Origin of the sequence: Sphingomonas sp. SORGH_AS_0879 (assembly GCF_030819175.1) — a bacterium.
Lineage (GTDB): Bacteria > Pseudomonadota > Alphaproteobacteria > Sphingomonadales > Sphingomonadaceae > Sphingomonas.
On the sequence record NZ_JAUTBJ010000002.1, the window covers coordinates 3,109,941 to 3,135,391 of the forward strand.

Annotated in this window: 1 protein-coding gene; it reads right to left on the reverse strand. The window is 66.0% G+C overall.

What is annotated here, in order from left to right:
- Positions 1-72: 72 nt before the first annotated feature.
- The gene (locus QE379_RS15010) at positions 73-25,338 is read right to left on the reverse strand and encodes a YDG domain-containing protein (RefSeq protein ID WP_307001711.1); all 25,266 of its coding nucleotides are present in this window, start codon (positions 25,336-25,338) and stop codon (positions 73-75) included.
- Positions 25,339-25,451: the final 113 nt, after the last annotated feature.

A 25,451-nucleotide genomic window follows, 5' to 3' on the forward strand; every position in this document is an offset into this window, starting at 1 on the left:
TCCCCCCTTCTGTGTGGCCAATGTTGCCGGAGGATCGCGAAGGTCGCCTCCTCACGATCCTCCGGCATCCGTTCAGCGCGATGGCTCGACGAAGCGGATCGTCGTCGTGACCGCGCTGTTGGTCGGATACGGGAACCCGCTGCCCAGGGCAGGTCCGCAATTCGTGCGGCTGCTACCGTTCAGGCACGAATTCAGCGGGTCCTGACCGTTGGCCCCCTCGGTCCCGCCAAGACGCGCTGCCTCTTTTGCGGTGCCCTGTTCTTCGTTGGCGAATTGCATCACCACCGTCAGATTGCCCGGCAGCTGTTCCTTGCCGATCCATCCGAAGCCCGAAGTGTTTTCGAACAGGCCGGTCCATTGATGCGGCAAGTTCCGCGTCTCCGTGGTGCCGGGCAGCGATGCAAACGCACGATTTGCGAGCGACCGGGCATTCTGGATGATGACGGGGGTAATACCGCCTGGTACCGTAGTGATGGTCAGGCGACCGTCAGTGACACTCAGCGCATAATTGTCGTTCACGCGAAGTGAGCCGGCGCGGATCGCGTAACTGCCCGCCTCTTCCCCGCTGTCACGAATAGGAGAGCCGTTGATCTGGTCGCCTGTGACCAGCGACCCGCTGCTTACCGCATAATTGAATGCCGGATCGGCCTGCCCCTTCACCTTGGTCGCGTCGGCCAGCGTCAGCGCCAGCGTCCGGCGATCGATCGACCCCGCCGCATCGACCAGTCGGACGACATAGTTGCCGCCGTTATTGCCGTCGGCGAGCGTGTAGCCGGTCACCTTGAGCAAGCGCTCGCCAGCATTACGATCGTCAAACACTTGCGATGCGGCAACCGTATCGCCCGCCACGAGCCCGTTGATCGTCACCTTGCCCGAGGAGAGCCGGGTTCCGTCATAGGTCTTGCGGTCGGCGCTGGCGGCCAGCGTCAGCGTTGCCTTGGCGATCGTCGCGCTCCCGGCCCCGAGGCCGGACAGCACATAGTCGGCCGCATCGCTGCCACCCAGCACCAGTCCGCTCAGCGACACCGCCTTGCCGACCCCGGCATTGCGATCGAGGAAGCGCAGAGCGCCACCCGTCGCATCCAGGACGAGATCGTCGCCGACGATGACGTTGGTGAGGCCACCGATCGTCCCGGTCGCGACGGTGGTACCGTCATAGACCTTGTCCTGAACGGTAAACCCTGCGCTGACGACGCGACGGTCGATGGTGCCGGCCACCGCCGCGCCCTTCGAGACGACGTAATTGCCGCCGCCATTGCCGTCATTGATCGTCCAGCCATCGGCCACCTGCAACAGACGGCTGCCGGCATGGCGGCTGTCGAAGCGCTGGGTCGCGTTGACGGTATCGCCGCCAACCAGCCCGGATGCCAGCACGGCCGCAGCGGACACCGTGGTGCCGTCATAGATGCGGCTGTCCGCAACCGCTTGCAGGTTCAGCGCACGCGGCGTGATCGTCGCGGTGCCGACCGCGATGCTGTCCAGCGCGTAGTTCGCCGCGTCTGCCCCGCTGAGCGTCGCCCCGGTGACCGTCACGGCCTTGTCGATACCTGCATTGCGGTCCGCAAAGGCCAGCGTCCCGCCGGACAGCGTCACCTGGTCGCTGCCGACCAGATTGAACAACCGGCCGAAGGTGCCGGTCGCCGCCGTGGTGCCGTCATAGACCTTGTTGTCGACGGTGATGCCGGTCGTGACCAGCCGGCGTGCGATGGTGCCCGCAGCATCGACCAGATGGACGATGTAATTGCCGCCGTCATTCCCGTCGTTGATCACTTGGTCGACCACCTTCAGCACGCGATTGCCCGCATTGCGGCTGTCGAACGCCTGGGTGGCGGTGGCGCTGTCGCCAGCCACCAGGCCGGTGATCGTGACGGTTCCCGCCGAGGCGGTGGTGCCGTCATAGGTCTTGGTATTGTCCGAGGCGGCGAGCGTCAGCGAGGCGCGCGCCACGTCGGCAATCCCCAGCACCGTGTCCGACGCCAGCTCGAAGTTACCGAGACCGTTGCCCGAGAGCGTATACCCCCCCAGCGTCACGCTCTTACCGGTACCCGCATTGCGGTCGGCGAGCGTACCCGTCACCCCGCTCGCATCGAGCGTTACGCCGTCCGCCGCCAGCAGCGCGCGGGTGGCGGCGTCGTTGGCCGCAGCGGCGAAACTCAGACCACCGGCCTGATCGGAGCGCAGGATGACCGTGCCGTCATAGGTCTTCGCTCCCCGTCCGGTCACGTTCACCGACACCTGCCGCGCGGTGATGGTCCCGATATTCGCCGATGCCTGATCGCTGCCCAGCATGTAATTGGCGGCATCGTCGCCGGTCAGCCTCATGCCGGTGACCGTCACAGTCTTGCCCGACCCAACGTTGCGATCGGCATAGCGCGCGCCATCGGTGGCCAAGGTCACCGCGTCGCCCGCGACGAAGCCGTCGAGGTTGATCGGGGTCACCGTCGCGACGTCGGTGCCGTCATAGACCTTGGTCACCGGGCCGGTCAGCGCACCCGACAGCAGCTTGCGATCGATCACGCCCGAGGCATTGACCTTGACGATCTGATAATTGCCGCCGTCATTGCCGTCCGCGATCGTCCAGCTGTCCGCACCGATCGTCCGCAGCCCCGCGGCCTTCGTATCGAACGCCTGCGTCGCGGTGGCCGTATCGCCCGCCACAAGCCCGTTGATCGTCACCGTACCGTTGGAGGTGCGGGTGCCGTCATAGGTCTTGTGGTCGGCGCTGGCGGTCAGCGTCAGCGTCGCCTTGGCGATCGTCGCGCTCCCGGCCCCGAGGTCGGACAGCACATAATCGGCCGCATCGCTGCCACCCAGCACCAGTCCGCTCAGCGACACCGCCTTGCCGACCCCGGCATTGCGATCGAGGAAGCGCAGAGCGCCGCCGGTCGCATCCAAGACCAGATCGTCGCCGGCGATGACGTTGGTAAGGCCACCGATCGTCCCGATCGCGACGGTGGTACCGTCATAGACCTTGTCCTGAACGGTCACGCCTGCGCTGACGAGGCGACGGTCGATCGTACCGGCCACTGCCGCGCCCTTTGAGACGACGTAATTGCCGCCGCCATTGCCGTCGTTGATCGTCCAGCCATCGGCCACCTGCAACAGACGGCTGCCGGCATGGCGGCTGTCGAAGCGCTGGGTCGCGTTGACGGTATCGCCGCCCACCAGACCCGCTGCCAGCACGGCCGCAGCGGACACCGTGGTGCCGTCATAGATGCGGTTGTCCGCAACCGCTTGCAGGCTCAGCGCACGCGGCGTGATCGTCGCGGTGCCGACCGCGATGCTGTCCAGCGCATAGTTCGCCGCGTCCGCCCCGCTGAGCGTCGCGCCGGTGACCGTCACGGCCTTGCCGATACCCGCATTGCGGTCGGCAAAGGCCAGCGTCCCGCCGGACAGCGTCACCTGGTCGCTGCCGACCAGATTGAACAGTCCGCCAAAGGCGCCGGTTGCCGCCGTGGTGCCGTCATATTCCTTGTCATTGACAGTCACTGCGGTGGTCAGCAGGCGCTGCAGGATCGCGCCATTGGCGGTCCCACCGATCGAGACGATGTAATTGGCACCGCCATTGCCGTCCGTGACCGTCCAGCTGCCGTCGACCACATGGAGGACGCGGGCCCCGGCGTTCTTGCCGTCAAAGGCCTGCACCGCCGTCACGCTGTCGCCTGCCACCAACCCACTGGCCTGGACCAGCGCCGCCGAGTTGGCGGTGCCGTCATAGGCACGCATGTCGCTGGATGCGTTGAGGATCAGCGCCGCACGACCGATGTCGGCCGTGGTATCGGCGATCGTATCGAGCACGTAGTTGCTCGCATCCGCGCCGTTCAGCGTCGTTCCCGTCACGGTAACGGTCTTGCCGATCCCCGCATTACGATCGGCAAAAGCCATGGTACCCGCACCGATGCCAACCGCATCGCCCGCCAGGACGTTGGTCAGTGCCGCATAACGACCGGTCGCCGCGGTGGTCCCATCATAGACCCTGTTGTCGGCGGTGATGCCGGTGGTGACCAGGCGGCGTGCGATCGTGCCCGAGGCATCGACCAGATGGACGATGTAGTTGCCGCCGTCATTGCCGTCGTTGATCACCTGATCGACGACCTTCAGCAGGCGATTGCCCGCATTGCGGCTGTCGAACACCTGGGCAGCGGTGGCGGTGTCGCCGGTCACTAGGCCGGTGATCCTGACCGTCCCCGACGAGGCGGTCGTGCCGTCATAGGTCTTGGTATTGTCCGAGGCGGCGAGCGTCAGCGAGGCGCGCGCCACGTCGGCGATCCCCAGCACCGTGTTCGATGCCAGCACGAAGTTGCCAAGGCCATTGCCCGAGAGCGCATAGCCACCCAGCGTCACGCTCTTGCCGGTGCCCGCATTGCGGTCGACCAGCGTGCCCGTCACCCCGCTGACGTCCAGCGTCACCCCGTCGCTGGCGAGCAGCGACCTGGTCAGCGCATCGTCGTCACCCGCGCTCAGCGTCAGCGTGCCGCGCTGGCCCGTGGTCAGGATGTCGGTGCCGTCATAGGTCTTGGCACCGCGACCCGCCGCCGTGATCGTCACCGACCGGGCGGTGATCGTCCCCACCGCCGCCGAGGCGGTGGTGCTGGTCAGGTCGTAATTGGCCGCATCACGCCCCGACAGCGCCATGCCGGTGACCGTCACGGTCTTGCCAGTGCCCACGTCCTTGCCGGTATAATAGGCCGCCGAGGTGAGAACGTCGACCGCATCACCCGCGATGACCCCGGCAAGGTTTGCGCCGAGCAGCGTCGCGGCGGTGGTGCCGTCATAGACCTTGGACACCGTGCCCGTCAGCGTGCCGTCGATTACCTTGCGGGCGATCGTGCCGCTCGCATCCACCTTGACGATCGCATAATTGCCACCGTCATTGCCGTCCGCGATCGTCCAGCTGTTGGCGCTGATGATCCGCTGCCCGGCATTCTTGGTGTCGAACGCCTGCGTCATACCGCTGATCGTATCGCCGACGACCAGGCCCGTAGCGGTCACCGTACCGCTCGACGCCGTGGTGCCGTCATAGGTCTTGCTATCGTTGCTCGCGGTCAGCGTCAGCGTCGCCTTGGTGATCGAGGCGCTGCCACCAGACACCGCGTCGAGCACATAATTACCCGCCTGTGCGCCACCCAGCGTCAGACCCGAGACGTTCACCGCCTTGCCCGCACCGGCGTTGCGATCGACGAAGGTGAACAGGCCGCTGCCCCCCACCGTCACGTCATCGCTGCCCAGCACACCGGTCAGCCCGGTGATCCGCCCGATCGCCGCGATCGTGCCGTCATAGGTCTTGTCGTCGACCACCGCCGCGGCCCGCAGCGTCCGTGCGGTGATCGTCCCGCTGACCGGGTTGTCGATGCTGACCGCATAGTTGCCGCCGCCATTGCCGTCGGCAATGCTCCACGTCGCGACCTGGAGGCCGCGCGTCCCGACGTCCTTGCCGTCGAACGCCTGCGTCGCGATCACGGCGTCGCCCGTGACCAGCCCGCTGGCCCGCACCTGCCCGCTCGACGCAAGCGTGCCGTCATAGACCTTGCTGTCCCCGACAGCGGTCAGCACCAGCGCCTTGCGCGTCACCGTCCCGGTGCCCGAGGCCACGTCGGCCAGCACGTAATTGGCCGCATCCGCCCCGCCCAGCGTCGCACCCGTCACCGTCACCACCTTGCCGGTGCCCGCATTGCGGTCGGCAAAGGCCAGCGTCCCGCCGGATAGCGTCACCTGGTCGCTGCCGACCAGATTGAACAGCCCGCCGAACGTACCGGTCGCCGCCGTGGTGCCGTCGTATTCCTTGTCATTGACGGTCACGGCTGTGGTCAGCACGCGCTGGGTGATCGCGCCATTGGCGGTGTCGCCGATCGTCACGGCGTAGTTGTTGCCGCCATTACCGTCCGACACCGTCCAGCTACCGTCGACCACGTGGAGGATACGGGCCCCCGCATTCTTGCTGTCGAACAGCTGCGACGCCGTCACGCTGTCACCCGCCACCAGGCCGACCGCGCGGATCGCCCCGTTCGATACGAGCGTGCCGTCATAGGCACGCGTGTCCGTGCCCGCATTCAGGACCAAGGCGGCGCGACTGATGCTGGCCGTGGTGTCCGCCACGGTGTCCAGCACATAGTTGGCGGCGTCCCCACCGCTCAGCGTCGTGCCGCTCACCGACACGGTCTTGGCGATACCGACATTGCGATCGGCGAAGACCATGTCGCCACCGGTCGCTGCCACGGTGTCGCCAGCGACGACATTGCCAAGCGCCGTGTAGCGCCCGGTAGCGCGCGTCGTCCCGTCATAGACCTTGCCATCGGCGATCGCATTGGTGGTGACCAGGCGGCGCGCGATGGTCCCAATGCCATCGACCAGATGAACGACGTAGTTGCCACCGTCATTGCCGTCGTTGATCACCTGATCGACCACCTTCAGCAGGCGATTGCCCGCATTGCGGCTGTCGAACACCTGGGTGGCGGTGGCGGTGTCGCCGGTCACCAGCCCGGTGATCCTGACCGTCCCCGACGAGGCGGTCGTGCCGTCATAGGTCTTGGTATTGTCCGAGGCGGCGAGCGTCAGCGAGGCGCGCGCCACGTCGGCGATCCCCAGCACCGTGTTCGATGCCAGCACGAAGTTGCCAAGGCCATTGCCCGAGAGCGCATAGCCACCCAGCGTCACGCTCTTGCCGGTGCCCGCATTGCGGTCGACCAGCGTGCCCGTCACCCCGCTGGCGTCCAGCGTCACCCCGTCGCTGGCGAGCAGCGCCTTGGTCAGCGCATCGTCGTCACCCGCGCTCAGCGTCAGCGTGCCGCGCTGGCCCGTGGTCAGGATGTCGGTGCCGTCATAGGTCTTGGCACCGCGACCCGCCGCCGTGATCGTCACCGACCGGGCGGTGATCGTCCCCACCGCCGCCGAGGCAGTGGTGCTGGTCAGGTCGTAATTGGCCGCATCGCGCCCGGACAGCGCCATGCCGGTGACCGTCACGGTCTTGCCCGTGCCCACGTCCTTGCCGGTATAATAGGCCGCCGAGGTGAGAACGTCGACCGCATCACCCGCGATGACCCCGGCAAGGTTCGCGCCGAGCAGCGTCGCGGCGGTGGTGCCGTCATAGACCTTGGACACCGTGCCCGTCAGCGTGCCGTCGATCACCTTGCGGGCGATCGTGCCGCTCGCATCGACCTTGACGATCGCATAATTGCCACCGTCATTGCCGTCCGCAATCGTCCAGCTGTTGGCGCTGATGATCCGCTGCCCGGCATTCTTGGTGTCGAACGCCTGCGTCATACCGCTGATCGTATCGCCGACGACCAGGCCCGTAGCGGTCACCGTACCGCTCGACGCCGTGGTGCCGTCATAGGTCTTGCTATCGTTGCTCGCGGTCAGCGTCAGCGTCGCCTTGGTGATCGAGGCGCTGCCACCAGACACCGCGTCGAGCACATAATTGCCCGCCTGTGCGCCACCCAGCGTCAGACCCGAGACGTTCACCGCCTTGCCCGCACCGGCGTTGCGATCGACGAAGGTGAACAGGCCGCTGCCCCCCACCGTCACGTCATCGCTGCCCAGCACACCGGTCAGCCCGGTGATCCGCCCGATCGCCGCGATCGTGCCGTCATAGATCTTGTCGTCGACCACCGCCGCGGCCCGCAGCGTCCGTGCGGTGATCGTCCCGCTGACCGGGTTGTCGATGCTGACCGCATAGTTGCCGCCGCCATTGCCGTCGGCAATGCTCCACGTCGCCACCTGGAGGCCGCGCGTGCCGACATCCTTGCCGTCGAACGCCTGCGTCGCGATCACGGCGTCGCCCGTGACCAGCCCGCTGGCCCGCACCTGCCCGCTCGACGCCAGCGTGCCGTCATAGACCTTGCTGTCCCCGACAGCGGTCAGGACCAGCGCCTTGCGCGTCACCGTCCCGGTGCCCGAGGCCACGTCGGCCAGCACGTAATTGGCCGCATCCGACCCGCCCAGCGTCGCACCCGTCACCGTCACCGCCTTGCCGGTGCCCGCATTGCGGTCGGCAAAGGCCAGCGTCCCGCCGGTCAGCGTCACCCGGTCGCCCAGGACGACATTCTGCAACGCGCCGAACGTACCGGTCGCCGCCGTCGTGCCGTCATACTCACGCGTATCGACCACGACCCCGGTGGTCAGCACCCGCTGGGTGATCGCACCGACAGCGGTGTCGCCGATGCTCACGGCATAGTTGTTGCCACCGTTACCGTCCGACACAACCCAGCTGCCGTCGACCACATGCAGAATACGGGCACCCGCATTCTTGCCGTCGAACAGCTGCGACGCCGTCACGCTGTCACCCGCCACCAAGCCGGTGGCGCGGATCGCTCCGTTCGATACGAGCGTGCCGTCATAGGTCTTGCGATCAGTGCTGGCATTCAGAACCAGCGACGCCTTGGAGATGGTCGCGGTACCGTCGCCCAGCGGCGACAATTCATAGTTGCGCGCGTCGCTGCCGGTCAGCGTCGCACCGCTCACCGTCACCGTCTTGTTCGCGCCCGCGTTACGATCCGCGAAGGCCAAGACACCGGTAACTCCCAGCGTTTCGCCTGCGACGACATTGGTCAACGTTCCGAACGACCCGGTAGCTGCGGTCGTGCCGTCATATACCTTGTCGTCCGCATGCACCGCGCTGGTTACCACACGCCGCGTGATCGTTCCGGCGGTATTGACGGTCGTGACGGCGTAATCGCCGCCGCCATTGCCGTCGCTTACCGTCCAGTCATGGACCACCAGCGTGCGCGTGCCCGCGTCCTTGCCGTCGAAGCGCTGCGATGCGACGGCGCTGTCGCCAGCGACCAATCCGTCGATCGCAACCAGCGCTGCGGAAAGGTTGCTACCGTCATACGTCTTGCTGTCGGTACCTGCGGTCAGCGTCAGGGCCTTGCGCGCGACGTCGGCCACGCCCTGTGCCGTGCCGGTGTCGAGCACATAATTGCCCAGAGCATTGCCCGCCAGCGCATAGCCCGACAGGGTCACGACCTTCGAGGTGCCCGCATGGCGATCCGCGAAGACGCCGCTTACACCGGCATCGTCGAAGGTCACGCCGTCGGCCGACATCAGGGTCCGCGTATCGGCGTCCGTCGCCTGGACCGCCAGCGTGCCGAGCCCGGCATGCGTCAGGGTGACGGTACCGTCATACACCTTGGAGCCGGTACCGGTGGCGGACAGGATGATCCGCCGCGCGATGATCTCACCGACCGCCGCAGAGGCATGGTCCTGATCCAGGACGTAATTGGCCGCGTCCGTGCCGCCCAGCGTCATGCCGGTCACGGTCACCAGCTTGCTGGTGCCGGCGTTCTTGTCGGCATAGCTCGCGGTCGCCGAGGTAACGTCGACACGGTCGCCCGCGATCACGCCAGTCAGATTGGCCCCTGCCAGGGCGGCCGTGGTCGTGCCGTCATAGACCTTGCTGACCGTGCCAACCAGCGCGCCGCTCAGACGCTTCCGATCGATCGTCCCCGCTGCATCGACCTTGACGATGGTGTAGTTGCCGCCGCCATTGCCGTCAGTCAGCGTGTACCCGTCCTGCACGCGCAGGGTGCGCGATCCGGCGTTCTTGGTATCGAACGCCTGCGTCATGCCGATGATCGTATCGCCGACGACCAGGCCCGCAGCGGTCACCGTGCCGGTCGAAGCCGCGGTACCGTCATAGGTACGGGTATCGCTCGCCGCGGTCAGCGTCAGCGTGGCGCGGCCGATATCGGCGGTGCCCGACGCGACGGTCCCAAGCGTGTAGTTGCCCGCATCCTGCCCCGAAAGCGTCGCCCCGGTCGCGGTTACCGTCTTGCCGGTACCCGCGTTGCGATCGGCGAAGGCGAGTACCGCCTGGCTGCTATCGACGGTCACGACGTCGCCCGTAATCACGCCATCAAGGCCATCTACGGTCCCCGTCGCCGTGGTGGTGCCGTCGTAGATCTTGTTCGCGACCGTTACCGCAGCGCCGATTGTCCGCTTGTCGATCACGCCCTGCGCGGGTTGATCGAGCGACACGACGTAGTTGCCGCCATTGTTACCGTCGACCACGCGCCAGTTGCCGTCGACCTGCAGGTCGTGGGTTCCAGCGGTCGCGGCGGCGAACGACTGGGTCGCGATGACATCGTCCCCGGCCACCAGGCCGGTCGCGGTCACACGCCCGGCCGAGGCGGTCGTGCGATCGTAAGTCTTGCGATCCGCAACCGCACTCAAAATCAGTGCCTTGGCCAAAATCGTGCCGGTGCCACTGGCGAGCGACGCGAGCGTGTAATTGTGCGCCGCATCCCCCGTCAGGGTGATACCCGACGCGAAGACGGTCTTGTTCACCCCGGCATTGCGATCGGCGAAGACCAGCGTCGCGGCACTGCCGTCCACCGACACCATGTCACCCGTGATCAGCCCGTTAAAGCCGGTGAAGGTCCCGGTCGCCGCGGTGGTGCCGTCATAGGTCTTGGAATTGACGGTGAAGTCCGCCGTCAACGCCTTGCGGTCGATGATCCCGGCGGTCGTCGCGCCGCGGCTGACGAGATAGTTGTTCCCGCCATTGCCATCGTTGATCGTCCAGCTGGACACCTGAAGCGTGCGGGCACCCGCATCCTTGGCATCGAACGCCTGGGTCGCGGTCAGCGTATCGCCCGCGATCAGCCCGGAAGAGCTGACGGTGCCCGTCGAATCCAGGGTGCCGTCGTAGGTCTTTCGATCGCTACCCGCCGTCAGCACCAGGCTCGCACGATTGATCGTGGCCTTGTCCCTGGTCACCGTGATCGGATCGAGGGCATAATTGCTGGCGGCCGTGCCTTCCAGGCGCGCATTGGTGACGGTCACGGCCTTGTCGACGCCCGCGTTGCGATCCGCAAAAGCGAGATCCGCCGTTACGGTGAGGGCATCGCCCGTCACCATATTGGCAATGGTACCGAAGGTGCCGGTCGCGACGGCGCTGCCGTCATAGGTCTTGTCGTTCGCGCTCACCGAACTGGTGACGGTGCGCCGATCGATCGTTCCAACAGCGTCAACCTTGACCACGGCGTAATTGCCGCCGTCATTGCCATCCGCGATCGACCATTCCCCGACCTTCAGCGCGCGGGCGCCCGCGTTCTTGGAGTCGAACACCTGCGTCGCGGTCAGCGTGTCGCCAGTAATCAATCCGCTGAAGCCGACCGTTCCCGTCGATGCGGTCGTCCCGTCATAGACCTTCGTATCGGCCGCAGCCGTCAGCGTCAGCGTCTGGCGCGCAACGTCCACCACGCCCTGTACGGGTGCGGCGACAAGCACATAATTGCCCGACGCATTGTTGACGAGCGCGAAGCCGGCCAGCGCAGCGCTCTTGCCCGTACCGGCGTTGCGGTCGGCCAATGCGCCGTTGACGCTGCTCGCATCCAGCGAAACACCGTCACTCCGAAGCAGAGCCGATGTCACGGCATCCCCATCGGCCAGCGTGAAGGTCATGGAGCCCAGCTGCGATGCGGTAAGGTTGGTTGTGCCGTCATACGTCTTCGCACCACGACCACCAGCCGTCACCGCGACCTGCCGCGCGACGATCTCGCCGACATTGGCGGCGGCATGGTCACTGTCGAGCAGATAGTTGGCCGCGTCGGCGCCCTGCAGCGTCATGCCACCGACGGTTATCAGCTTGTTCGTCCCGACGTTGCGATCCGAATACTCGGCACTTGCCGCCGCTACGGTAACGGTGTCGCCCGCGATCACACCCGACAGGTTGGCGGGCAGGATCGTCGCGGTGGTGGTCCCGTCATAGACCTTGGAGACGGTGCCGGTCAGGCTGCTGCTGATCGTCTTCTGCGCGATCGAGCCCGCCGCGTTCACCTTGACGACATTGTAGTTCCCACCGTCATTGCCGTCGCTCAGCGTCCAATCGGACACCAACAGCGTCCGGTTACCCGCATTCTTGCTGTCGAACGCCTGGTTCGCGGTCGCGGTATCGCCGCCGACCAATCCGGCGATGGTGACCGTAACGTTCGATTTGACAAGACCATCATAGGTCTTGGTGTCGGTGGCAGCGGTCAGCGTCAGGGTCGCCTTGGCGATGTCCGCCAGCCCCTGCACACTGGCATTGGCGAGTGCGTAATTGCCCGACGCATTGTTCGTCAGCGCATAGCCGGTCAGCGTCACGCCCTTACCGGTGCTGGCATTGCGATCGGCGAAGGCACCGCTGACGGCGGCCAGGTCGATCGCCACGCCATCGCTCGTCAGCAGCGACTGCGTCGTCGTGTCGCCGTCGGCGAGCACGAAGCTCAGCGTGCCGAGCTGCGAAGCGGACAGCACCGCGGTCCCGTCATAGGTCTTGGTACCGCGACCGCTGACACCCACCCCGATCTGCCGCGCGGTGATCGTGCCGATACTGGCCGATGTATGGTTCTGGTCGAGCTGATAGTTGAGCGCATCCGCACCCGTCAGCGACATGCCGCTGACCGTCACGAGCTTGCCGGTACCGGCGTTGCGATCGGCGTAATCGGCACTGGTTGCCGCCACGGTGACGGTATCGCCCGCAATCACGCCCGACAGATTGGCGGGCAGGATCGTCGCGGTGGTGGTGCCGTCATAGACCTTGGACACGGTGCCGGTCAGGCTGCTGCTGATCGTCTTCTGCGCGATCAAGCCTGCCGCATTCACCTTGACGACATTGTAGTTTCCGCCGTCATTGCCGTCGCTCAGCGTCCAATCGGAGACCAGCAGCGTCCGACTGCCGGCATTCTTGCTGTCGAACGCCTGGTTCGCGGTCGCGGTATCGCCGCCGACCAATCCGGCGATGGTGACCGTAACGTTCGATTTGACAAGACCATCATAGGTCTTGGTGTCGGTGGCCGCGGTCAGCGTCAGGGTCGCCTTGGCGATGTCCGCCAGCCCCTGCACACTGGCATTGGCGAGTGCGTAATTGCCCGACGCATTGTTCGTCAGCGCATAGCCGGTCAGCGTCACGCCCTTACCGGTGCTGGCATTGCGATCCGCGAAGGCACCGCTGACGGCGGCCAGGTCGATCGTCACGCCATCGCTCGTCAGCAGCGACTGCGTCGTCGTGTCGCCGTCCGCGAGCACGAAGCTGAGCGTGCCCAGCTGCGACGCGGACAGTATTGCGGTGCCGTCATAGGTCTTGGCACCGCGACCGCCGACACCCACCGCGATCTGCCGCGCGGTAATCGTGCCGATATTGGCCGATGTATGGTCCTGATCGAGCTGATAGTTGAGCGCGTCCGCACCCGTCAGCGACATGCCGGTGACCGTCACCAGCTTGTTCGTACCGGCGTTGCGATCGGCGTAATCGGCACTGGTCGCTGCCACGGTGACGGTGTCACCCGCGATCACACCCGACAGGTTGGCGGGCAGGATCGTCGCGGTGGTGGTGCCGTCATAGACCTTGGAGACGGTGCCGGTCAGGCTGCTGCTGATCGTCTTCTGCGCGATCGAGCCCGCCGCGTTCACCTTGACGACATTGTAGTTCCCGCCGTCATTGCCGTCGCTGACGGTCCAGCTATCGGCGCTCAGCGTGCGACTGCCCGCATTCTTGCTGTCGAATGCCTGGGTCGCGATGGCGGTGTCGCCGCCGACCAACCCGGCGATGGTGACCGTACCGGTCGACGCGCGCAGACCGTCATAGGTCTTGGTGTCGGCCGCAGCGGTCAGCGTCAGGGTCGCCTTGGTGATATTGGCGGTACCGCTGCCCACGGAGCCGAGCGTGTAATTGCCCGCATCGGCACCGCCCAGGGTGGCGCCGGTGACCGTCACCGCCTTGCCGTTGCCCGCGTTGCGATCGAGGAAGGCCAGCACGCCGCTCGCGGCGTCGACCGTTACCACATCGCCCGAGACGATACCGGTCAGGCCCGTGAAGGTGCCGGATGCGGTCGTCGTGCCGTCATACACCTTGTCATTGATCGTCACCGCCGCATTGATGACCCGCCGGTCGATCGTGCCGTTTGCCGGGTTTCCGAGCGTGACGATGTAGTTCCGACCGCCATTACCGTCGCTGACGGAATATTGACCGACCTGCAATCGATGCGCACCCGCCGTGCGCCCGGCGAATACCTGGTTCGCGATGACCGCATCGCCGCCGACGAGGCCCGCCACCTGCACCGCGCCGCCCGATGCGGTGGTGCCATCATAGATCTTGCTGTCGCTGACCGCCGTCAGCGTCAGGGCCTTGGCATTGACCGTACCGGTGCCATTGGCCACCCCGTCAAGGATGTAATTGGCCGCGTCCGCACCGCCCAGCGTCGCGCCCGTCACCGTCACCGCCTTGCCCGATCCGGCGTTGCGATCCGCGAAAGCCAGCGTTCCGCCGTTCACGGTCACCACTTCGCCCGTGACGAGATTCTGCAGCGCACCGAACGTGCCGGTCGCCGCCGTCGTGCCGTCATAATCGCGCGTGTCTACGGTCACCGCCGTGGTGACGACCCGCTTGTCGATCCGACCAGCCGCATCCGCCAAGGTGACCAGATAGTTGCCGCCGCCATTGCCGTCGCTGACGGAATATCCGCCATCCACGATCAGTCGGCGCACCCCGGCATCCTTCGCGTCGAAATGCTGCGTGGCGCTGAAGGTGTCACCCGTGGCAAGACCGGTCGCGACGACCGCACCTGCGGACGCGGTGGTGCCGTCATAGGTCTTGGCATCGGTGCCGGCGGTCAGCACAAGCGACGCCTTGCTGATCGCGGCCGTGCCGTCCGCAACCGTTGCGAGCGCATAGTTGCGTGCATCGGTGCCGGTCAGCGTCGCGCCGGACACCGTCACCGCCTTTCCGGTACCGACATTGCGATCCGCGAAGGTCAAGGTGCCCGTGGCGTCGGCGGTTTCACCCGAGACGAGGTTCTGAAGCGCACTGAATGTGCCCGTCGCCGACGTCGTGCCGTCATAGACCTTGTCATTGGCGTTCACGATGGTCGTGACGATACGCTTGGCGATCGCACCTGCAGCCGTGTTGGTCGCGACGACGTAATTGGCGCCGCCATTGCCATCGCTGACGGTGTAGCCGGAAACGAAAAGGCTGCGCGTTCCGGCGTCCTTGCTGTCGAAAGCCTGGGTGGCCGTCACCGTATCGCCCGCGACCAGGCCCGAGAATTGTACGATCGCCGACGAGTTGACGGTACCGTCATAGACCCTGCTGTCGGTCGCGGCATTGAGCGTCAGTGCCTTGCGGGCCACGTCGACCACGCCCTGCGCGGTCGAACCCGCCAGGACATAGTTGTTGGCCGTGTTGTTGACGAGCGTGAAGCCGGTCAGCGTGGCGACCTTGCCGGTTCCGGCATTGCGATCGGTCAGCGTGCCGTGCAGGCCGGAGGAGTCGAAGCCGACGCCATCGGCCAGCATCAGCGCCTGCGTATCCGCCGCCGCTGCGGTCAGCGCCAGCGTGCCGATATCGGCATGGGCGAGCGTGGTCGTCCCGTCATAGGTCTTGCCGCCGACGCCGGTGGTCGCCGCATCGATCACGCGCGCGGTGATCGTGCCGACATTGCCCGACGCATCGGTGCTCGCCAGAACGTAATTGCCGCCATCGGCCCCGCCCAGCGCCATGCCGGATATGGTCACCAGCTTGTTGATGCCGGTGTTCTTGTCGGCATAGCGAGCGCTGGCCGACGATACGGTCACGGCATCGCCCGCGATCACGCCCTGCAACGACGCGCCCGACAGGATCGCGTCCGCCGTCCCGTCATAGACCTTGCTGATCGGGTTGGTAAGCTGGCCGGAGATCGTCTTCTTGCCGATGGTGCCAGCCGCATCATGGGTCACGACGACATAGTTGTTGCCGTTGTTGCCGTCGTCGATCGTCCAGGTCGCGACCTGGAGCGCACGGCTGCCCGCATTCTTGGTGTCGAACGCCTGCGTCCCCGTCGCGGTATCGACTCCCATCAAGCCGGCCACCGTGACGACGCCGGTCGAGCGCGTGTTGCCGTCATACGTCTTGGTGTCGGTGACCGCATTCAGCGTCAGCGTCGCGCGGGTGATGTTCGCCGCGCCGTTGCCGATCGCCGCGAGCAGATAGTTGCCCGCATCCGCTCCCGTCAGGGCATAGCCCGCCGCGGTCACGGCCTTTCCGTTGCCAGCATGGCGATCGAGGAACGCCAGCGTTGCGGCACTGGTATCGAGCGACAGATCGTCACCGGCAACCTTGTTGGTCAGCGTGGAGAAGCTGCCCGTCGCGGTCGTCGTCCCATCATAGACCTTGTCGTTCGCGGTCAGGCTGGTGGACACGAGCCTCTGGCCGATCGTACCCGCTGCCGCCGCGCCCTTGGTCACCACATAATTCAAACCACCATTGCCATCGGTGATGACATAGCCGTCGTTCACCTGGAGCGTGCGATTGCCCGCATTTCGGCTGTCGAACGATTGGCTCGCCGCGACGCTGTCGCCCGAAACCAGCCCGCTGGCCAGAACCGCGCCGCCGGACAGGACGGTCCCGTCATAGGTCTTGGCATCGGCGACGGCCGTCAGCGTCAACGTCTTCGCCGTGATGGTGCCGACCGCGCCCGATGCGGTCGAAGCGGCAGTATAGTTGGCCGCGTCGTTGCCCAGCAGCGTCAAGGCGGTGACATTGACCGTCTTCCCGGTACCCGCATTGCGGTCGGCGAAGGTGCCGGACAGACCGTTGGCGACCGTCACGGTATCGCCCGCCAGAATGCCCGTCAAAGCAACGTTGCTCGACGCCACCGAAATCAGGGCCGTGCCGTCATAGGTCTTGCTGACCGAACCCACCAGGTCGGCGGTCAGCGCACGCGGGGTGATCGTGCCGACATTGCCCGACACGGTGTTGGCAACCGTATAATTCCCGGCATCCGCACCCGTCAGCGACAGACCGGTGGCGGTCACCAGCTTGTTGGAGGCGGCGTTCTTGTCCGAGTAGCGGCCAGCGGTCGGGCCGACCAACGTGACGACCTCGCTCCCGATCACGCCGGTCAGCGTGTAATTGGCCGCCAGAAGCGCGGCGGCATCGGTCGCGTCATATTCCTTGCTGACCGTACCCGTCAGGCCGGCGGTCAGCAGCTTGGGCGTGATGGTGCCGATCGCGCCCGTCGCGGAGAAGTTGTTCAGCACATAACCGAACACCTTGGTCGACCCATCGCGCACCACGACCGCCAGATCGTCCGCCAGGATCGTCTTGCCGGTTCCCGCATTCTTGGTATCGAACGAAGCCGTCGAATAGACGGTGGCGTGTTCGCTACCGCTCAGGCCCGTCACGGTGAAGTTGGACTGCGCCAGATTGGCATCGGTCGTGCCGTCATAATCGCGGCTGTAGCTGCCGGTCAGCGCGACGGTCACGCTGGGCGAGGTCGTATAGAGAACGCCGTTACCGGTCGCGAGCGCGGGCGTGGTCGCGCCGTACACCGCGCCATATTGACGGAACCCATAGCCCAGTCCCCCGAGCGAGTCCGACGTTGAATTTTGCGACCACAATAGCCAGCGACCGTTCGGCGTCGACAGCGCTGCCGAGCCGGCACCGTTGACGACCTTCGTGCTCGTGATCAGGTTCAACGGTGTGCCGCTGCCCGAAGCACGGACCGATCCGGTGCCGCCGAAGCTGAGGTCGCCACCGGCACGGATCGTGCCCGTCGTGGTCGTGACCGCGCCGTTGATCCCAAGCGCACCCTGCGTCACGAGCGAGAGATCGCCCGTCACCGTCATCGGACCCAGCCCGGTGATGGCGTTGGACGCACGTGTCAGGGCCAGGGAATCGGCGCCGCCGGTCAGCGACGGAGTTGCCACATCGACCGACTGGGTGACGGCACCGACCGCATTCACCGTCAGGCCGCCGGATGCGGTAAGGCCATCGCTGCCGCCGATCACCATCGTCCCGCCGGACAATAGGGTCAGCCGGCTAGAGTAGGTCTTCGCGTTCGCAGTCGTATTGAAGGCCAAGGACGCGGCATCGGCCGAGCCGAACGTCACCGAGCCATAGTTGGCGCGATAGGCATTGGCGGCAATCAACGCGGGCAGGATATTGCCATCGACCACGAAGGCGCCCCCCGCCTGGGGCCGCAGCGTCAGCGCTCCGGTCGTGTTGAGCAGGGCGGGCGAACCGCTACCGTTGTTCAGCCCCATGGCATTGGCGATCAGGGTCAGCGCCCCGCTGCCGCCGCCACCGATCTTCGCGCCGTTGTTCGGCCCCTGATAGATGCCGACCGTCGTGCCGCCAGCTACGCGGCCGTCCAGCGTGACGGCCCCCGAGCCCGTGGTGTTGATCAGGGGTGCGGAGGTTGATCCCTGATCCAGATAGATGCCGTAGTTGCTGGCCCCCGATCCGTTGCCGCCGGTACCGGTGATCGTGGTCGCCCCGCTCGACGGGGAGGTTACCGACGACGACGCGATATAGACGCCGACGCTGCCCGAGGTCCCGCCCCCGGCCTGTCCGCCGATCGTGACCTTGCCCGACTGGCTCGATCCCGTGAAGCCGACCGTCGCACTCTTCAACACCACGCCCGCCAGATTGCCCGAGCCGGTGGCACTGGCATTGCCCGAACCGCCGATCAGCACGTTGCCGCCGCTCGCGGTGACGGTCGCGTTCTCGATATGAACCGCGTCCGAATTGGCGCTCTGCGCGGTCGTGCCATAGACGGTCAGGCCGCCGGTTCCCGCCGTCACGTTAGCGCCGTTCACGTTCACGCCGCTGCCCTGACCCGATCCGGTCGCCGAGCTATAGCCATACAGACGGATCGCGCCCGCGCCGGTGGTGGACAGCGTACCGCTGGTCAGGTTGAGGCCCGTGGTGGTCGACGCGCCACGCAGCTCGATGTCGCCACCGCCCGCGTTCAATAGGTTCGGGTTCGACAGCGAGATCTGCGTGCCGGTCTTCTGCAACTCCGTCGCGAAGGCCGTGTAGTTGGCGCTCGACAGGCTCGGATCGAGGACGGTCGAGGTCGCGGCGGAGCCGCCGCGCAACAGGATGGTGCCGCCGCGCGTGCTGATCGCGCCGGTCACCGCGACGGTGCCCGACGCGGCATCGTGCGCACGACTGACCAGCGTCACATTGAGCGGCCCCGCGCCCGAGCCAGCGCCGATGGCATTGGCCACCGAGACATTGCCGTCCGACTTGATCGTCAGGGTCGAGGTGCCCGCCGCATTGGCCAGCTTGGTGATCGCCGCCGGGGTCAGGTTCGACACCGACGCCAGCGTCATATTGCCTGTCGCCCAATTGATCGCGCCCGTGCTGAGCGTCGTGCCCGCGTTGAGCGACAGGTCGCCCGTATTCGTCGCCGCAGGCTGCGTGACCGTACCGGTGGTGATGCTCTTGAGCGCGGTGACCGACAGCGCCGATTTGGAGGTGATCGCCCCGATCGTGACGGTACCGTCGTCGGACGACGTCAATCCGCCGGTGATATTGGTCGCGCCGCCCAGCGCCAGGTCGCTGGATAAGACCCATCGCCCCGAAACCGTCAGCGCACCGTCGAAGCTGGCGGTGTTGCCGTTTCCGCCGATCCGAACGAGGCCGCCGCTGGACGTGATGCTGTTCGCATAGGTACCGGTCTGACTGATCTGGCCGAACAGCGCGAGGGCGTTGTTCGACGTGATGTTCATCGAACCCGCGACATTATAGGCAACGTTGGACTGACGACCGCCGCCCGAATAATTGTCGATGCCCCAGCTCGCCCCGCTATCCGCCGTTGCGGTCATGCTCAGGCCGCCGGCTCCCGCATTGATCGTCACCGGCGTGTTGGAGACATTGGAGCCAAACAGGATCGCCGACGCGCTATAGTCGCTCCCTATCGCCGACGCGCCGCCCGTGCCGTTCAGCGTGACCGAATTGGACCCGGTGATATTGACCGCGCCGGTACCATCCAGAAGGATGCCGTTCTTGCTCGTCAGGCTGCCGGAGGTCTTCGAGATGCCCTCGATCGAGACGTCCTTGCCGGAGATCGTCAGCGCGGTGCTACCGTTTTTCCAAACACCGAGATTACCGGTCGACGTTCCCGACATGACGACGGAGCCATCGGTCGAAATATTGGATGCGCTCGACTGATCGAAAGCGATCCCGACCGCATTGTTCGCCTTGCCGGTCAAGCTGATGGTGCCGGTGCCGCTTTGCAGGGTCGCGCCTGCGACGTTGATGCCGCGCGACGTACCGGCAGACGCGTCCCCTGTAATGCCGATCGCGGCATTGCCGCTCGTCAGGATGGACGAACCAGCCGCCAGATTAACGGCCTGCGTTGCGCCCGACGTCTGCGCGCGAAGCGTGATCGCGCCGCCATTGGAGCTACCACGCCGGCTATCCAGCACGCCATTGGCATTTAGTACGATACCGGTCGTCGACCCGCTGCCCGAACTGTCGCCCCCCCCGATCAGGATGGCGCCGCCCTGAGTGGTGATGCCAGGCGTGATCGTGACCACGCCTGTCGCCGCGCCACCGGATCGCGCTGCGATCGTCACGTCCATCTTGTTCGCACCGGCCTCGGTGCTGATGGCGTTACTGAGATTGATGCTGCCCTTTGAAAGCAGGGTCAGCGACGAATCCACCAGCGACGTGCTCTTGCGCGTGATGGCGGCAGGCGTCAGGTCCACCCCCGAATCCAGCGTCAACGCGGTCGATCCGTTCAGCGTGATCGCACCCGTGGTCAGCGTGCCCGCCGCCTTGATATTGCTGGCATCGGCCGTCTTCAGGGCAATCGCGCCCGTCGCCACGGTCCCGCTCGTGGAGGTGATCGAAACCAGACCGCTGGTACCGGTCTGGCTGATGGCCTGAGCCGACACCGCGGTACCGCCCTGGACGGTCAACGCGCCGCCGGACGTGATGGCCGCATCGGCCGTGGCGGTCGTCGACGCCTTGATCGACAGATCCTTGGTGGTCGAAATCGTGGACAGCGTATCTACGCTGCCCGTTGCCGACTGGATGGTCAGCGCATCGGCATTGGTACCGGCATAGCTGCCAACGATGATGTTACCGCTGCTGGTGCTGATCGTACTCGCACCCCCGCCATTCTGGGCGATGGAACCGCGATAGTATATGTTCTTGTTGCCGGTGATATTGACCGCGCCCGCCGACGTGATCGACAGGTTGGCTGCCGTCGCACCCGCAGGGAAGCTGTCGAAACTGAACGCCGCGTTACTGTCAGCCCCAGTACCGTCGATCACGACGCCCCCGGCCCCCGCAGTGAGCGCTACATTCGCATCGATGCCGCTTTTCCCGAACGCGATCGCGGCCGTGCTGCTGCCGCCCTTGGTCGTCGCGCCACCGATGCCGGTGATCGACAACTTGTTGGTCGCGGTGATGGCCATCGAGTTGGTGTTGGTGAACAAAACGCCGTTAGTGCTATTCGCACCGCCCGTCGAGGTTCCCGTCAGCGAGACGTTCTTGCCGGACAGGGTGACCCCGGTCGCCGTCGTGTCGACTCGAATACCGATATACTGGCTCGCCGTGCCCGTGAGTGACAGATCGCCATTGGTGGTGATCGATGTCGGGCTCCCCGTCATGATGCGAATGCCGGATCCGTTGCGCGGCGATCCGCTGTTATTCGCCGCATTGCCCGTAAGCGAGATATTGCCCTGATCGGCCGCCACGGTGGTGTTGCTCATGGCAAGGCCGGTATAGCTGCCGACCGCCTGGCCGGTGATGGCGATGGTGCCGGTACCGCTGGTCCGTACGCCACCCTGCATGGAAACGCCGTTGGACGAATTGCTATCGGTATTCACGCCCCGGATCAGGATGTTGCCGCCGCCCGCGTCGATCGCCGAACCACTATCCAGGGTGACCGCCGCACCCGACGAAGAGGCCGCCCCGCCGCTCTTGTCGCTGGCCGATCCGCCATAGAGATTGATGTCGCCGCCCCGGCTCGTGATCGCCGCATTGACGTAGAGCACGCCCGACGCCGCGTCACTGGCGCGGCTGTTCAGGTTGACGTTGAACTTGCCCGCACCCGATTCCGCCGTGATGGCGGAATTGACGTAGATGTCACCGCCTGACTTGATCGTCAGCGTGGAGGCACCCGTTGCCGATGCCTTCTTGGTGATCGTGCCGAAGGTGGTGGACGTTCCGCTCAACAGCGTATCGCCCGACGTCGCGAGCGTTACGTTGCCGACACTGGCACTGCCAGCCGCCGCTGCGATCGTCACCGCACCGCCGTTCGAGACGAAATTGCCCAGCGTCACGGCACCGGAGGCACTGCGGATTTCGGTCGTGCTGCCTGCGGTGATAGTACCGTTGTTAAAAGCGATCGCCTTGTCCGCATTGGCGCCCGCGTTGATCGACAGCGCGCCGCCCGACGTGATGGTGGACCCGCTGGTCACATAACCCAGCAGCGACGCCGCGCCCGTGTCGCCTGTCGCCCTGATCGTCAGATCGCCGCCGGACTGGATGATCAGATTCGTGTTCTGATTGGTCCGCCCGAACAGAATCGCGGCGTTGGGTCGCGTGCTGTCGAACGAGGATTTGCCGCCATTGGCGGTCATGGTGATCGAGCCGCCGGTCTGGATCACATGGCTGCTCGAAGCACCGCCACTGCCACCCAAGCCGACGATCGCGATGCCTTCGACCGCGCTGTTCCCCGTCGCGCTACCGGTCAGGTTCAAATTGCCGGTGTTGGACTTGATCGAGATCGCACTATCGGAGTTGAGCATCAACCCGGTATCGGCACCCGTCGCGCTACCGCTCAGGTTGATCGCCCCGGAGTCGGTCGCGACCGACGTGCTACCGGCGAGCAGCACGCCGACGCCTCCAAAGGCACCGCCCGCGCTGCTGCCGTTGATGGTGATCGCGCCAGCCGTCGTCGATAGGTTGCCGAAGATATAGGCGCCGTAATTGGCATTGCCGACCGCCTTGATGCCGATCACGCCGCTGCCGCTGGTCTTCAGGATGGCGTCGCCACCGATGCGCACCGCCGCCGTGCCCGCCGCGCCTATCGCGGTGTTCGTCTGCTCGCCCGCCAGGCCGATATTGCCACCGCCGGCGTCGAGCACCGCGCTCACGATCCTGATACCGAAATTGTCGCCGTTCGCTTTGGCCGTTCCCGCCGATGCGGGATCCGCCGCGTTCGGCATCGCCGACCCGCCCCATGCGGCAATGTCGCCGCCCAACGTCGTGATGCTGTTGGCGATGGTGATCGAACCCAACGCCCCGTCGTTCGCCCGGCTGTTCAGACCGACGTTGAGCTTGCCCGCCCCCGCCGAAGCACTGATCGCACCGTTCACAACGATGTTGGCGTTGGACCTCAGTGTAAGGGTCGAATCCGCCCCGCTGGCCTTGGTGATCGCGGCACTGGTGGTCAGCGTATTGGCGCTGGTGAAGGTCATCGCGCCGGTGCCGTTCTGCGTCACGGCCCCGAAGCTGAGCGAAGCGGGACTCGTGACGGTGATCGCCCCCACGCTGTTCAACGCACCTAACGAGACGTTGCCGGACGTGGTGGAAACGCTGACCGCCCCCGACGGGCCATTGGTGGCCAGCGCGTTCGACAACGCGATCGCCTTGTCACCCGTCAAGGTGAGTGCCCCGGCGCTGCTGATCGCCGCCGTGGAGGTGCTGGACAGCGCCGTACCCGATGCCGACGCCGCCCGACCATCGAGCGTCAGCCCGCCGGTCCCCGCCGTGATGGCGCCCGCGCTGCCACCGAACTGAATACCATAGGTCGTGCCGCTGGTCGCCGTCGCCGCACCGCTCAGGCTGACCGCGCCCGCCCCGCTCGTGACGATCGACGCGCCGCTTACCACGCTGATACCGGCAGAGGCACCCGTGGTCCGTCCGATCAACGTGATGTTACCGCCAGCGGCATTGATGGCGGCACTGCCGATCGAGATGCCCGCCCCGCCACTGTTGTTGATCGCCGAGCCCGTACCGGTGGTGCCGCCCCCGGCGAGCAGGTTACCGCCGTTGAGGCTGATATTGCCGTTCAGCGCGATGCTGCCCTGCGCGCTGTCGCTGGCGTCCTTGAAGCGGCTGTTCAGCGTCAGGTTCAGCTTGCCGGTGCTGCTGCCGCTCGCCGAAACAGTGCCGTTCAGCACGATGTTGCGGTTGGCCAGCAACTGAAGCGTCGCGTCCGCCGCACCGCTGGTCTTGGCGATATTCGTACCGCTGGCCAGGGTGATGTCACCATTGCCCGCAAAGGCGCTATCGGTCGAAATCGTGACGCTCGTGCCCGCATTCAACGCGCTGTTGATCGCGCCCACATCGGCGGTGGAGCTTGCGCCACTGGGGGTGAAGGTCAGCGGGGACGTGCCCGCGAAATTGCCATTGGTCGTGCCGCTGGCGATTGTGATGTCGGACGGGTCGAGCAGCCACTTGCCCGCCACGCCCCGCACGCCGAGCGCATTCACGCTGCCCAGTGCCTGCAGAACGCCCTTCGACGAGGTTTCGACCCGCCCGCCGTTCACCGCACCCTGCGCTTCGACATGGCCGAGGAAATTGGTATAGGCGTCGGACCACAGCACCGCCGTACCGCCATTGCCGACGCTGCCCGAAACGTCGATCTTCGCGCTATCGGCCATCACCACCGCATCGGCGTTGGCGATCGCATGATCGGCCACCGCCAGCGAACGGTCCGCGCCGCCCTGCCAGTCGCCACCGACCAGCACCGTGCCGCCGCTGGTGCCGCTCGCGTCGATCAGCGCCTTGTCGCCGAGCAGCACATTCTTCGCGGTCACTTCGACCGCACCGCCCGAACCATCGGCCCCGCGCGCGCGGAGCGTACCGGTCAGATGCGCCTCGCCGCCTTCTGCCGTCAGGAAGATACGCCCGTCGCGCGTGGAGACGCCCTGCGCATTGATGACGCCACCGGTGTTGCCCGCCAGTGCATAGACGTTGCCGCCCTGGGCGCGCAGTTCCGCCTCCGCGGCACGGATCGCGCCGACATTGGTCGCGGACGTGCCGTCGCCACCGACCACCACCGAGAATCGGCCATTTTCCAGGCCGCGGTCGCGCAACAGCACCTGATAACCGGCGAGCAGCCCGACCGTGCCGTTCGCTGCCGCCAGCGTGCCTTCGTTCACCACCTTGGCGGCCACCAGAGCGACATCGCCGCCCGCCGCGCCGATCCGACCATAGTTGATGATCGCGGCTTCGCTGGCGCCCGACAGCGTCAGGTTGCCGCCCGCCAGGAAGCGCTCGTTGCTCAGATCCTGCGTCGAGGCGACGAACGAGCCGCCGACATCGACCCGCCCTTCCCGCCCGAACACGATGCCGTTACGGTTGATGAGATAGACCGACCCGGTCGCGCTCAACAGGCCGTCGATGCTGCTCGCGGAGGTGCCGGTGACGCGGTTGAGCGTCGCGCCGGTCGCATTCTCGATCCGCACGCTGCCCCCAGTGCCGATCGAGAAATCCTTCCAGTCGATGATCGCCTTGTCGGTCGCCTGGTGGATCGTCAGCCCCATGCCGGATCGCTGGATCGACGCGTCGCCGACCACCACCTGCCCGCCGGTCGGCAGCGTTTGCGCACGAACCGGCGTCACACCGGGCATCAATCCGCATAGCGAGAGACCAAAGATCGGCAAGCGAGTGAACAACGAACCCTGGCTGCGAATGGCAAAGCTCTTCATGAGACGACCCTGTTTCAAAACACGTTCAGCAAGCA

Excerpts from the sequence above, each read along its gene's own strand:
- QE379_RS15010 (WP_307001711.1), bottom strand. The coding sequence starts at position 25,338 with ATGCCCGGTGTGACGCCGGTTCGTGCGCAAACGCTGCCGACCGGCGGG.